The sequence below is a fragment of the Dysgonomonas mossii DSM 22836 genome (assembly GCF_000213575.1).
In the GTDB taxonomy this organism is placed as follows: domain Bacteria; phylum Bacteroidota; class Bacteroidia; order Bacteroidales; family Dysgonomonadaceae; genus Dysgonomonas; species Dysgonomonas mossii.
The window spans coordinates 145,187-158,482 of sequence record NZ_GL892006.1; the positions used below are offsets into that span (position 1 = coordinate 145,187).

The window sequence follows — 13,296 nt, forward strand, 5'->3', positions numbered from 1 at the left end:
AAGCACAAAGATAAAATATTTAGAGCATAAAGAAAAGCACAAGTAGTGATACTTGCGCTTTTGTTACTCAGTTACATTTTCAATGTTTATTTTAAATCAATTACTGCTAAACAATAATAAAAAGCTATTGACATCTATATAATATACGATTGGAAATAATAAAAAGCTGCATGAAAATATTTTTATCCTGCGTTCCGATCTCTTTTCTTCACACGAACAGCGTCTCCGGCATCGGGTGTTAACTTTGTGAAACCATATAGAGAAACAATACCGAGTATTGCCACAAAGATGAAAGCCAAACGGAAATCTGCAACAGTATAATGTTCAGAATATCCGTTTATCATATTGGAGAATCTCAGGAATACTGCTCCCATTGCAATCCCCATTCCTGTAGACATTTGTTGCACGGTACTGTATAATGTGTTAGCCGCAGTCATCTGCTGCTGTGGTATTTCTGCAAAGGCCAACGTTGTAATAGCACTAAACTGCATGGAGCGAAACATTCCCGACAGAAACATTACCACAACAATCAATACGACAGGAGTAGTTGGCAACAACAATGCCGTGAAAAAAGAAAATAAAGCGACAAGAAAACCATTCACAACTAGCACTGTTCGGAAATTATAGTGACGCATCACCCATATAGTTGCGGGTTTCATTGCCAGATTGCCTGCCATGGTAGCCAAAAATAATGATCCTGACTCAAATGGATTTAGCCCAAATCCTTCCTGAAACATCAATGGTATAAGATATGGCGCCACCCCTATCACCATACGAGAAAGAGAACCTGTAAATATAGTTACCTTATAAGTAGGAATTCGTATAACAGAATAGTCTATCAGAGGATTTGATATATGTTTCGAATAGCGAACATTAAACAGGAGCAAACAGATACTAACCAGTATAAGTAGTACAGATACATAGTACGGCACCTCCCTGCGGCTAAGTAGTTCCACCCCATACATGAACCCGACTAAGGCTGAACCACTGAGGACAAACCCAACTAAATCGAACCGTTTCTTAGGAGAATTGTTCTTCTCTTCTTCAGGAATAAAACGCCAGGCGAGAATCACACATATTATACTAATAGGGATATTGAGGTAAAAAATCCAATGCCAAGTCCAATAAGTTGTAAGATACCCTCCTACTACAGGTCCTAAAATAGGAGCGACAAGCGCAGGCCATACAATGTATGCCATTGCCGTCACCAGTTTATCTTTCGTGACCGATTTAAGTACAGCTAGCCTTCCCACGGGAGTCATCATTGCACCGGCCATACCTTGAAATATTCTGAATAGAACAAACTGTGTCAATGTCTGAGACATACCACACAGAGCTGATGCAGTGATAAACAAGACAATAGATGTACAAAAAACTTTACGAATACCATACCTATCGGCAATCCAACCACTTACAGGAATAAAGATAGCTAATGCAATCAGGTAGGATGTAATACCTGCACTCAGATGTACAACATCTGTATTGAAAGACCGAGCCATAGCGGGAATCGCTGTATTTACGGCAGTAGTATCAAGCCCTTGCATAAAAAAAGCAATGGCAACGACTAATGATACTGTATAAGCCTTATCGATTTTCATCGGCGAAGAGTTACTGTATAAAAACGAATGCAAAGTTAGTTTTTTTAGTAACTATCAGGTAAGGAGTAAATAAAAAGACTGGAATACTAGACACACAAATACCTAATAAACAACAACTAAACGGAGATAAATAAAAATAAAATTTATGATCCATTAACTTTCCTCGGCAGTTGTCAATGCCTCTTTTGTAAAAGGTGTTATTTCTTTAAAAGCTTCTTTTCTATATGGACAGTCTTTAACTCGGCAAACTGAACAATATTTCTCCAAGCACGAATCGGAGTGTATAGATATCAACGTATGCTGAGGGAATAACTCGATAAGACTCAATCTTAATTCTTCACACGAAGAATGCCCCTGATCTATATTATAATACCATGGCAGAGTGAGATCACAATCTATAAAAAAATCGCTTCCCGATTTCAACACCTTCAGATTGTGAATATCAATCCAGTCATCCTTTCTATTCTCATTTATCGATTTGGTTATTTTCTCCAATGCTGCAATATCTGCCGTATCGATCAGATTTTGTATCGTTTTACGTAAAATGCCTATTCCTGTAAAAACAATTATTCCACCGAAAATGATTGCAAGCGCACTATCAATCCATACCAAACCGGTGAAATAGAGGATCAACAAACCTGCAACAAGGCCAATAGTAGAATATGTATCCGATTGGAGATGCTTTCCCCCCGCAACAAGTGCTATAGAATCATATTTTTTCCCCTGATGAATACTATAATATCCAAGAATATAATTTACAATACCCGCAGCGGTAATAACAACAATACCAATATCTAGCTTTTCTATAACAGAAGGTGTAAACAATCTTGCGACACCTTCATAGATAATCAATCCTCCTGCCAAAATGATTAATATTCCTTCTATCGAAGCAGATATTAGTTCTATCTTACCATGCCCAAATGGATGATCCTGATCTTTGGGTTTGGCTGCTTTATGTATAGCATATAAGCTTATAAAGCCGGCAACTATATTTACAATACTTTCCATTGCATCGGTAAGAATCCCAACAGAATTAGTCAAAATATAAGCCGTAAATTTGCCTATCATCAGAACAATACCACAAGCAACAACAAGAGTTTGTACTCTTTGTTTTATTTTATCCGGATTTGTTTTCATTATTAAAGCTAAGATAAAGTGCCTAATTAAAAGAGCCCTCTGAAATGGTTGAATTTAACTTCAAATATACCTTTTTTTTCTAAAACCAGAACAAAACAATCCTAAGACTTAAGAAGTATTATAACTTATGTTCGTACATTAAAATAACTGAAAAAACTTTATCTTTGATTCTCAAACTAATTAAAGTATGAACTGGCAACAACTGCTTTCGGCGAAACGATTCGGGATGGAAGAATACCATGATGACAAACATCATGATAGAACTGATTTTCAAAGAGATTATGACAGGCTAATCTTTTCAGCACCTTTCCGTCGTTTACAAAACAAAACACAAGTCTTTCCTCTTCCGGGTAGTATATTTGTGCATAACAGGCTCACCCATAGCATCGAGGTTTCTTGTGTAGGGCGCTCTTTAGGTGTCATTGTCGGTAAAGAACTGAGAAAAAAGTATCCAAATTCGCCGGCCGATTTCGAAGAGATAAACTCTATCATTGCTGCCGGTTGCCTTGCTCACGATCTGGGCAATCCTCCTTTCGGGCATTCAGGTGAAACAGCCATCACGAGCTATTTTTCTGAAGACAAAGGCATGCGGCTAAAGGAAAAAATAATAAAAGAAGGTGGACGCTGGGAAGATTTTATAAACTTTGAAGGCAATGCGAACTCGATACGTCTGCTTATACATCAGTTTAATGGCAGACGAAGAGGCGGTTTTGTTATGACCTATTCTATGCTAGCATCCATCGTTAAGTACCCCTACTCTTCCATCTCTGCAAATGGAGCCGGCAAATTCGGATTCTTTGAAGCGGAAGAAAAAGATTTCAAAAGAATAGCAAATGAATTGGGCATGCACTGCATTCAAGAAAATCCGTTAAAATACGCCAGACATCCCTTAGTATATCTTGTAGAGGCTGCCGATGATATTTGTTATAAAATAATGGATTTAGAAGATGCCCACAAGTTAGGACTATTAACAACTGAGCAAACAATAGAACTCTTCTTGAATTTCTTTCCGGAAGAAAAGCAAAAGAAAATGCAGAAAACGCTGCACGTAGTCAGCGATATTAATGAGCAAATTGCATATCTTCGTTCAAGCGTTATCGGTTTACTTGTAGATGAATGCTCTAATGTATTTCTGGAAAACGAACAGCGTATTCTGGATGGTAGGTTTGAAAAACCATTAATAAAATGTATTTCTCCATTGCCGAACAATGCTTACCAAATAGCTACAGATGTTAGCTATAAAAAAATATATAAAACAAAAGATGTAGTAGACATAGAGCTGGCCGGACATCGTATCATTGGATTCCTTCTCGACACATTTATATCAGCTGTGGAAGAGCCTAATGCAAAATACTCCAAATTGATTCTTAGTCGCATACCCGAACAATATGAAAAAGATGCACCAACATTATATCAACGAATTCTTGCCGTTTTAGACTTTGTATCGGGTATGACAGACGTATATGCCCTCGACTTGTACAGAAAGATCACAGGAATGAGTTTGCCAACGGTTTAACATCTCTAACTTTATCGTTAATAAAGATTAACAACAACACAACTATATAACAAACAGACTATTACATTAAATAAAAAGAATAAAATAGGGCAAAATCAAATAAAAAATTGCAATATGAATTATAAATAATATATTTGTAGCAACAAACGATACAACTTAAAAAACTACAGCAATAATCAATTACATTGCTATAAAAAATGTCATTTTATTAGAATAAGATATATAGCATATTGTATCATATTGTCATATATTCACGTAAAACATGAAATTTTAGTTGTATTCATCCGAAAAGCCCGGAATGAGGAGTTACGCAAACTAATGATGTCTATAGCTCTGTCGCCCAGAGTCATTATATTGCACGTATGAATTATAAAAAAACGAAAACGAATATTCTGCCCGGAAGGATTGTGCTAAGAAATTATTGGTAATACTAAAAATATACTCACATTAAATAGAAATAAAGATTAAATTCAGTGCCTGATGATATGCGGAGATGTAATAAACTATTCACATTTGTATTTGTCTTCAATGTTTGTCCCTCCTTTTTCATTCTAGAGCTTGTGAAAGTATTGAAAGAAAAATCTCAGGCGCTGAATTTTACTTTAATAAGCAAGTAAACCAAAAGAAGTATAACGCTCTGTGTGTTTATTTAGTTCACTATCCCGAAATTTCTACACTTTTACGTTTTTTGTTAAAAATAAGAGATATATAACCATCGTAATTTTATTTATTTATAAAAAAAGTATTTCCTTTGCGTAAAATAATGGAATACAAAACATTTTATATAATTACAGTCTAATGAGAAACCGTTTAATTGCATTTTTCACATTCTCAGTACTTTTGGGGACTACTTTTACCTATGCACAAAGTAATCAGGGAAAGAACCAAGAGCAACAGCGCTATTTTGATATAAATAAGAACATCGAAATATTCAACAGTGTAGTCCGCGAAATGGATATGTTCTATGTCGATAGCCTCGACATCAATAAAACTATACGCACAGGTATAGACAATATGCTAGGCACACTTGATCCTTATACAGAATACTACAATGAGGATGACATGAAAGAGTTTAGCACCCAAATAACAGGTGAATATGCGGGAGTTGGAGCAATCGTATCTTTCAAGGATGGACGAGTTACTATTATAGAACCATACGGTGATAAGCCCGCCGCAAAAGCAGGATTGAAAGCAGGAGACGTAATCTTAGAGATAGACGGAAAAGATATGACGACCTGCGACTCTGTACCGGGAGAGGTATTTGGACGCACATTAAGTAGTTTTGTAAGCAATAATCTAAAAGGACAGCCGGGAACAACAATAGAGGTAAAGGTAGAACGCAAAGGCGAGAAAAAACCTATAACGCTCAAGGTTGTACGCGAGAAAGTTGTTATGGATCCTATTACATACTATGGTATGGTAACTCCCACTATAGGATATATAAGTTTTAGCACCTTTACCGACAAGAGTGCTGCTGAAGTAAAAAATGCATTCCTAGAGCTAAAGAAACAGGGCGCTAAATCCCTTATATTCGATGTACGCCAAAATGGTGGAGGAATCATGGAAGAAGCTGTTCAGATTGTAAATATGTTTGTACCGAAAGGAAAAGTTGTGCTATCTACCAAAGGAAAACTAAAACAGACAGATAGGACATATCGCACGACATTGGAACCAATAGATACAGAAATACCTATTATCGTTTTAACGAATAGGGGCTCTGCTTCTGCTGCCGAAATTGTAGCCGGATCATTACAGGATATGGATAGAGCTGTACTTCTTGGCGAACGTACATTCGGAAAAGGATTGGTACAAGTAACGCGTGAAGTACCTTATGGAGGCGGAATAAAAGTAACTTCGTCTAAGTACTACATCCCTAGTGGCAGATGTGTGCAGGCAATCGATTATTCCCACAGAAATGCTGATGGAAGCGTGGGACGTATACCGGATAGCCTCACTACTGTATTTTACACTCAGGCAGGGCGTCAGGTAAGAGACGGCGGAGGTGTTACTCCCGATATTGTAATGAATGAACCTAAAACCCCAAATATCACCTATTATCTCGAAAATCAATACATTGTATTCGATTGGGTTACAGATTGGGTTGTAAAACATAAATCGATCGAATCACCCGAAAAGTTTTCTATATCTGACGAAGATTATGAAAGCTTTAAGCAATTCGTTAAATCCAAAGATTTTCAATACGATCGCATGAGCGAGAAATCAATGGCTTCACTAAAAGAGGTGATGGAGTTTGAAGGCTATATGAAATATGCCAATGATGAGTTTAAGGCTTTGGAAGCAAAACTTATCCCGAACCTTGATCGGGACTTGGAAACCTTCAAAGAAGATATAATGAAACAGATAAACTCAGCCATCGTTAAACGTTATTATTACCAGCGTGGGGAGAAACTTTATTCTCTTAAACATGATGCTGACGTAGATAAAGCAATAGAAGTTCTAGGAGATACAGAATTGTACAGAAAGACATTGGCTGCTCCCGAAAAAATAGCAGAAACTGCGAAGTAAGAAAATTAATTTATAGAGGTAAGTAATTATTTCGTATCTTTGTGAATATCTAATTACTTACCTTTTTATTTATACATATATTACATTTACAAATGGAGTATAACACTCAGTTAAAAAAACTTACTCTTCCTGAATATGGAAGGAATATACAAAATATGGTCGACTATTGCCTTGCAATACCTGACCGGAACGAACGCAAACGCTGTGCAGATACTATAATAAACATTATGGGAAATATGTTTCCGCATCTTCGTGATGTAAACGATTTCAAGCACATCTTATGGGATCATTTGGCTATTATGTCCGACTTTAAGCTGGATATAGATTATCCTTACGAGGTAGTGAAGAAAGAGGACTTGAACACCAAGCCGGGAAAAATAGAATATAGCCGCCCCGATATGCAATACCGTCATTATGGCAAAACATTGGAAAAGATGGCTAAGATGGCTGTATCGATAGAAGACACTAAAGAAAAAGAACAATTTATTTTGCTGGTTGCCACTCATATGAAAAAATCATATATACAGTGGAACAAGGACGTTGAAGATCATAAAATATTCCTTGACCTTTATGATTTATCGGGTCATAAGATTGATATCAGGAACTCAAACATCAAACTTCCTGAAATGAAGGATCTCGGTCAGAGAAATACGCCCAACAACAATGGTGGAGGGAAAAAAAGCAACCAACAAAAGAAAAAATAAACAAGCCTGAGCTATGATAAAAGATAGCGAAGTATTTAAAATAGGGAAACTTATCAAACCTCATGGAATAAAAGGTGAGATAAGTTTTGCTTTTGAGAACGATATATTCGACCGGGTCGATTGCCCATACTTGATATGCCGCATAGATGGCATCTTTGTACCTTTTTTTGTAGACGAATATCGGTTCAAAGGAAGCGAAACCGCTTTAATAACATTTGAGGGTGTCGACAGTGAAGAAAAGGTAATGCAAATGTCGGGGCTGGAAGTATTTTTCCCTCGTAAATACTTTGAAGAAGAATCGGATGATGATATAGACTATTCGTGGAATTTCTTTATTGGATTTTCGGTAGTAGACAAAGTTGCCGGCAATTTAGGAACGATTGAAGAAATAGACGACAAAACGATTAACACACTATTCCTCGTGAAGAACGACGATGAAGATCTGATAATACCCGCAACAGAGGACTTTGTCGAAAAAATTGATGCTAAAAAAAGAATATTATATCTAAATCTGCCAGAAGGGTTGGTATAAGCATACAATTTTTCAATAAATTTTATCATATATAGTATAAAGTCTACTACACGAGTTTGTAGCAGGAAAGTGACAATATAAACAACGTCAAAACTGTTACTTTTGTCACCTTTTACAAATAAATATCTATATATTAAATACTTACCAAAACAGACAAAATCATTTTAGAGCATTACAAGCGCAAAAAGAAAAGATAGCAAGCAATTTAACGCCTATTTTCTATTTTATCTATCATTTTACCTGAAATAAAATTTTAACTTTGTTTTTTTGATATTCTTCTAATGAAAGAGCGTATTACTGTAAAAATAGGAAGTCAGATATTAACCCGAAAAGACGGGACATTAGATGTCACACGTATGTCTGCATTGGTAGACCAGATTGCAGAGCTGCACAAAAGTGGTGTCGAGGTTATTCTTGTATCATCGGGTGCTGTAGCATCAGGTAAATCGGAGATTAAAGTCAAGTCTAAGTTAGACACGATTTCTGCCCGTCAGTTATATTCCTCCATCGGGCAGGTAAAACTGATAAATCGTTACTCTGATTTGTTTCATCAACAGAACATTACCTGTGGGCAGATATTGGCTACGAAAGAAGATTTTTCAACCAGACGACATTATCTTAATCAGCGAAATTGCATGTCTGTGATGTTGGAAAATAAAGTCATACCGATAGTCAACGAAAACGATGCCATTTCTGTTACCGGACTTATGTTTACAGACAATGATGAGATGTCGGGACTGGTAGCCACAATGATGGGCTGCGAAAAGCTGATCATACTGAGCAATATCGACGGTATATATAATGGCAATCCGTCTGACCCTAAATCGGAGATATTTAAGAAGATAGATATTACGAAAGATAATATAGAAGACTGTATACAGTCTTCCAAATCATCTACCGGACGTGGCGGGATGACTACCAAGTATAATATTGCACGCAAAGCTGCAGAAGAAGGAATTGAAGTAATAATAGCCAACGGGCGTAGAGACAATATACTTGTAGACCTTATAAAAGGGAAAGATGTGATTTCCACGCACTTTATCCCCTCTACAAAGAAAACAACAAGTATAAAAAAATGGATTGCTCACTCCGAAGGGTTTACCAAAGGAGAAATATACGTCAACCAAAATGCTAAAGAGGTACTTTTGGGAGACAAGGCTGTCAGCTTACTTCCTGTTGGTGTAACCCAAATTATTGGTAACTTCGAAACTGACGATGTAGTACGCATCATGGATGAAAAAGGCAAATTGATTGGCATTGGAAAAACTGCATATAGCAGCGAAAAAGCCAAAGAAGTAATAGGGAAAAATAATAAAAAAGCAATAATTCATTACGACTATTTATATATTGAAAAATAAAAATGGACGATTATCACCAGAATACGTTCCAGTTAGTTGCAGAGGCTAGCAAGAGTCTTAACTTATTGGAAGAAAAAGAAATAAACGCAATACTGGAAGCTATTGCAAAAGAAACCGAATCGAAGATGTATTACATTCTTGCAGAGAATCAGAAGGATTTGCAAAGAATGGATAAAAGTAATCCAAAATACGACCGCTTGCTACTTAATGAGCAACGCATAATGGATATTGTGAAAGATATCCGCAATGTAGCATCGCTCCCCTCCCCTGTAGGAAAAGCATTAATGCAGGAAACACTGCCCAACGGGCTGAAGCTATCAAAGGTGACTGTGCCATTCGGAGTGATAGGTATCATATACGAGGCACGTCCGAATGTCAGTTTCGACGTATTCTCGCTTTGTCTCAAATCAGGAAATGCCTGTATACTAAAAGGGGGCTCTGATGCCCGTTTTTCGAATGAAGCCATAATTGATTTAATAAGAAACGTACTGGACTCAAATGGAATCAATCCGAATGTTTGTACGCTATTACCGAACGACAGGACTGCAACAGAAGCATTAATGAATGCTCGCAACTATGTAGACCTTATTATTCCTCGTGGCGGGCAAGAGCTGATAAACTATGTTCGTGAGAATTCTCGAATTCCTGTGATAGAAACAGGTGCTGGTGTTTGTCATACGTATTTCCATAAAGATGGGGATATCAAGAAAGGGAAGAATATTATTACCAATGCTAAAATCAGAAAAGTGAGTGTCTGCAATTCCCTCGATTGCCTTGTTATAGATAGGGAACGACTGGATGACTTACACTATCTGTGTGAAGACCTGGATAAGAAAGACGTTATTATCTATGCCGATAAACATGCATACGAAGCACTGTTCTCTTATTATTCGTACGACCAATTAAAGAAGGCTGACGATAAAAGTTTCGGTACAGAGTTTCTCGACTATAAGATGTCTATCAAAACAGTGACTGATATAGAAGAAGCAATCAGCCATATATCCAAATATAGCTCGAAACATAGCGAAGCCATTATAAGTGAGGATACTGAAGCTATCAAGCTTTTTGAGAAAATGGTGGATGCTGCTTGTGTCTACTCCAATGCATCTACGGCATTTACCGATGGAGCACAATTCGGACTGGGAGCAGAAATAGGTATCAGCACCCAAAAGATGCATGCACGTGGACCTATGGCATTAGAGGAACTATGCACCTATAAATGGCTGATAGACGGTAATGGACAAACCAGATCGTAAGAGGGATTAGGCTTTGATTTAGTACCGATAATGGGAAGAAACTACATTTATAGACAATATTTAAATCAAGAATATCACCTAGACAACTCTTATTGTATTAAGTATTATCACATTATGTATCTATGGGATATAAGTATGCCTTATACGATCATCCGTTTCGGAGTTATTTTATTTTTATCAATTATTTTATCCGTTTTTATCTATATATAAATAAACAGAGAAAATATTCCTGTAACAGTTAAATTCAGTCATGAAGAAAAAGAAGAAACCAGCCGGCAAAATATCTATAGAAGATTATATAAAAGCTGTAAAAAAAGCAGATCGGGAAGATGAATTATCTCAATCGCCTGGATGGAAACGTACAACAAATGTGCATAAGAGTAAAAAGGTATACGACAGAAAAAGAGTAAAAAGAGATATATCCAAAGAATAAGATTTAACTTTGTACCTTTAATTTGAATACAATAACAAACAACATAATGAAAACTTATACCAATGTAAAAGACTTGGGCGACCTAAACGCTGCAATAAAGGAAGCTCTGGAGATAAAGAAAAATCGTTTTGCTTATAAGAAGCTTGGAGAAAACAAAACCCTGCTAATGGTTTTCTTCAACTCAAGTTTACGCACCCGCCTAAGCACACAAAAAGCCGGAATGAATCTGGGTATGAACACGATGGTACTTGATATTAATCAAGGAGCGTGGAAGCTGGAAACAGAACGAGGTGTGATTATGGATGGTGACAAATCGGAGCATATATTGGAGGCAATTCCTGTTATGGGCAGTTATTGTGATATCATTGGTGTACGTGCATTTGCACAGTTCGAGAATAAAGAAGATGATTATCAAGAGAAGATTCTCAACCAGTTTATAAAATATTCGGGAAAACCTGTCTTCAGTATGGAAGCTGCTACAGGTCATCCGCTACAAGCATTTGCCGATCTAATTACAATCGAGGAATATAAGAAGACAGCTCGCCCAAAGGTTGTTTTAACATGGGCTCCACACCCCAAAGCATTGCCACAGGCAGTACCCAACTCTTTCGCCGATTTCATGAACGAGGCGGATGTTGATTTCGTTATCACTCACCCTGAAGGCTATGAATTGGATTCTAAATTTGTACGTGGTGCTAAAGTTGAATACGATCAGGATAAGGCTTTGGCCGGAGCAGACTTTGTGTATGCTAAAAACTGGGCTGCGTATACTGACCCGAACTACGGAAAAATATTGAGCAAAGATATGTCGTGGACAGTAACCAGTCAGAAAATGTCACTTACTAACAATGCTTATTTTATGCATTGCCTACCAGTACGCCGCAATATGATTGTAAGTGACGATGTTATAGAAAGCCCTCAGTCAATTGTTATTCAAGAGGCGGCGAACCGTGAGATATCAGCACAGACCGTTATAAAGAGAATGCTTGAGAGCTTGTAATAAAGTAATAGAAAATTTATTATAAGAAAAATATAAGGAAGTGTTTTCAACTACATGAATAACACTTCCTTATATTTCTAACACGTGAAAATCAGTAATGATGGATCACATTACCTTCGTTTATCTGAATATTTTTCTTTTGAAAATACTCGGAAGGAATCATTCCTGTCAATTGTCTGAAATTACGCAAAGCGGTGCTACGAGAACGAAATCCGACAAAGAAGAAAGCTTCTTGATAATTAACATATTGTCCTGATTCTATTTGTTGCAAGAAATCCTCAATGCGCAGCTTATTAATATAGTGAGTATAACTTTCATACCCATTTTCGCGCATAACTTGCGCCAAAGTTGTACGATTCGTAAAAAGCTCTGAAGCTAACATATTAAGAGATAAATAAGGATCTCGCCATGCATATTTTTTCTTCATATATGCATCTAATCTATCAATCAATATCGTGTTTTTTTGCTCAAGACATAAAGATGACCGTACATCTTCTACTGTAGCTTCTTCAGGCTGTGCATTCTTTTCTTCTGCATTTGTTTCAATAACTGATTTTCCTATCAGACGGTCAAACAGCTCCATGTAAACAATATAGAGGCTACACCCAACACTAATATAATAGTACGAAATATTCATTATAGGGTGATTAAACATCAAGATGAGAACATATGCCAGAATATTTATAAAAAGTGTAATCGAGTACTTCTTCAACCAGATATAATCGGTGTTATTGTAGCGCCTTGTACGATGAACAAAAAAGACAAACAGTCCCGGGAGAAATATAAACAATGCAAGTAAAAGACGAAACCAGACCTCAAATCGGTGAGCATCGGGCAACATCTCCAGAAGCGTATTATATGGAGTATAGTGCATACCTGAACGAGAGGTAACAAGATACACCCCCAGCAAAAATAACCAAAGAGAATAGAGCTTTATAATCCGCCAAAGATTTAAACAGCCGGGAGCAATAACCTCTATAGGATACATAATATAAGACACAACCATAAAGTTTGCCACCAATAACAATTTCGCAGAAACTACGAAATCTGGAACTTCTCCGTTGCAAAGTGCAATAAAACGTGGAATATAATTAAAAACAGAGAAAAAAACGATGACCGCAAGAATTACACGTGAACGTTCTCCGGTCTTACGGCGAAGGACTAACAATAGCGAGGCAAGCAAACATACAAGCGCACCAGCAAAGACTGTAGCTATATATAGATATTGCATTATGC

Annotated in this window: 11 protein-coding genes; 8 read left to right on the forward strand and 3 right to left on the reverse strand. The window is 36.9% G+C overall.

Going from position 1 to position 13,296, the window contains the following annotated elements:
* Positions 1 to 182: 182 nt before the first annotated feature.
* Together HMPREF9456_RS07495 and HMPREF9456_RS07500 are read right to left on the reverse strand one after the other, a co-directional pair.
* Positions 183 to 1,598, reverse strand: coding sequence for a DHA2 family efflux MFS transporter permease subunit (locus HMPREF9456_RS07495; protein ID WP_006842895.1), 1,416 nt, complete (start codon positions 1,596 to 1,598; stop codon positions 183 to 185).
* Between the two features lie 153 nt (positions 1,599 to 1,751).
* Positions 1,752 to 2,735 carry a cation diffusion facilitator family transporter gene (locus HMPREF9456_RS07500; protein WP_006842896.1) on the reverse strand — a complete coding sequence of 328 codons (984 nt, stop codon included), beginning with the start codon at positions 2,733 to 2,735 and terminating at the stop codon, positions 1,752 to 1,754.
* A 187-nt stretch (positions 2,736 to 2,922) separates the two neighbouring features.
* On the opposite strand from HMPREF9456_RS07500, the gene HMPREF9456_RS07505 reads away from it, so the two are divergent.
* The 8 genes from HMPREF9456_RS07505 to HMPREF9456_RS07540 all read left to right on the forward strand — a co-directional run bounded on the left by HMPREF9456_RS07505 (position 2,923) and on the right by HMPREF9456_RS07540 (position 12,060).
* Entirely contained in the window at positions 2,923 to 4,251 is a 1,329-nt protein-coding gene (locus tag HMPREF9456_RS07505) for a deoxyguanosinetriphosphate triphosphohydrolase (RefSeq protein ID WP_006842897.1), read from the forward strand.
* A 798-nt stretch (positions 4,252 to 5,049) separates the two neighbouring features.
* Complete coding sequence (locus tag HMPREF9456_RS07510) at positions 5,050 to 6,777, forward strand: S41 family peptidase (protein ID WP_006842898.1); 1,728 nt, start codon at positions 5,050 to 5,052, stop codon at positions 6,775 to 6,777.
* 92 nt (positions 6,778 to 6,869) lie between these two features.
* Positions 6,870 to 7,481 (forward strand): DUF4290 domain-containing protein, encoded by a 612-nt coding sequence (locus HMPREF9456_RS07515; RefSeq protein WP_006842899.1) that lies wholly within the window; start codon positions 6,870 to 6,872, stop codon positions 7,479 to 7,481.
* A 13-nt stretch (positions 7,482 to 7,494) separates the two neighbouring features.
* The gene (rimM, locus tag HMPREF9456_RS07520; RefSeq protein WP_006842900.1) at positions 7,495 to 8,013 is read left to right on the forward strand and encodes a ribosome maturation factor RimM; all 519 of its coding nucleotides are present in this window, start codon (positions 7,495 to 7,497) and stop codon (positions 8,011 to 8,013) included.
* Positions 8,014 to 8,294: 281 nt separating this feature from the next.
* Entirely contained in the window at positions 8,295 to 9,371 is a 1,077-nt protein-coding gene (proB, locus tag HMPREF9456_RS07525; RefSeq protein ID WP_006842901.1) for a glutamate 5-kinase, read from the forward strand.
* Between the two features lie 2 nt (positions 9,372 to 9,373).
* Positions 9,374 to 10,627: a glutamate-5-semialdehyde dehydrogenase gene (locus HMPREF9456_RS07530; protein ID WP_006842902.1), complete on the forward strand. Its 1,254-nt coding sequence runs from the start codon at positions 9,374 to 9,376 to the stop codon at positions 10,625 to 10,627.
* A gap of 250 nt (positions 10,628 to 10,877) precedes the next feature.
* Entirely contained in the window at positions 10,878 to 11,060 is a 183-nt protein-coding gene (locus HMPREF9456_RS07535; protein ID WP_006842903.1) for a hypothetical protein, read from the forward strand.
* Positions 11,061 to 11,106: 46 nt separating this feature from the next.
* Entirely contained in the window at positions 11,107 to 12,060 is a 954-nt protein-coding gene (locus HMPREF9456_RS07540; protein WP_006842904.1) for an N-acetylornithine carbamoyltransferase, read from the forward strand.
* A gap of 91 nt (positions 12,061 to 12,151) precedes the next feature.
* Here the strand turns inward: HMPREF9456_RS07540 and HMPREF9456_RS07545 are convergent, their stop codons facing one another.
* Complete coding sequence (locus HMPREF9456_RS07545) at positions 12,152 to 13,291, reverse strand: helix-turn-helix transcriptional regulator (RefSeq protein WP_006842905.1); 1,140 nt, start codon at positions 13,289 to 13,291, stop codon at positions 12,152 to 12,154.
* Positions 13,292 to 13,296 lie beyond the last annotated feature (5 nt).

What these genes read in the sequence shown, in the direction of transcription:
- HMPREF9456_RS07540 (WP_006842904.1), top strand. Translation starts at nt 11,107, where the DNA reads ATGAAAACTTATACCAATGTAAAAGACTTGGGCGACCTAAACGCTGCA.
- HMPREF9456_RS07530 (WP_006842902.1), top strand. Translation starts at nt 9,374, where the DNA reads ATGGACGATTATCACCAGAATACGTTCCAGTTAGTTGCAGAGGCTAGC.
- HMPREF9456_RS07500 (WP_006842896.1), bottom strand. Translation starts at nt 2,735, where the DNA reads ATGAAAACAAATCCGGATAAAATAAAACAAAGAGTACAAACTCTTGTT.
- HMPREF9456_RS07495 (WP_006842895.1), bottom strand. Translation starts at nt 1,598, where the DNA reads ATGAAAATCGATAAGGCTTATACAGTATCATTAGTCGTTGCCATTGCT.
- HMPREF9456_RS07545 (WP_006842905.1), bottom strand. Translation starts at nt 13,291, where the DNA reads ATGCAATATCTATATATAGCTACAGTCTTTGCTGGTGCGCTTGTATGT.
- HMPREF9456_RS07535 (WP_006842903.1), top strand. Translation starts at nt 10,878, where the DNA reads ATGAAGAAAAAGAAGAAACCAGCCGGCAAAATATCTATAGAAGATTAT.
- HMPREF9456_RS07510 (WP_006842898.1), top strand. Translation starts at nt 5,050, where the DNA reads ATGAGAAACCGTTTAATTGCATTTTTCACATTCTCAGTACTTTTGGGG.
- proB (WP_006842901.1), top strand. Translation starts at nt 8,295, where the DNA reads ATGAAAGAGCGTATTACTGTAAAAATAGGAAGTCAGATATTAACCCGA.
- HMPREF9456_RS07515 (WP_006842899.1), top strand. Translation starts at nt 6,870, where the DNA reads ATGGAGTATAACACTCAGTTAAAAAAACTTACTCTTCCTGAATATGGA.
- rimM (WP_006842900.1), top strand. Translation starts at nt 7,495, where the DNA reads ATGATAAAAGATAGCGAAGTATTTAAAATAGGGAAACTTATCAAACCT.
- HMPREF9456_RS07505 (WP_006842897.1), top strand. Translation starts at nt 2,923, where the DNA reads ATGAACTGGCAACAACTGCTTTCGGCGAAACGATTCGGGATGGAAGAA.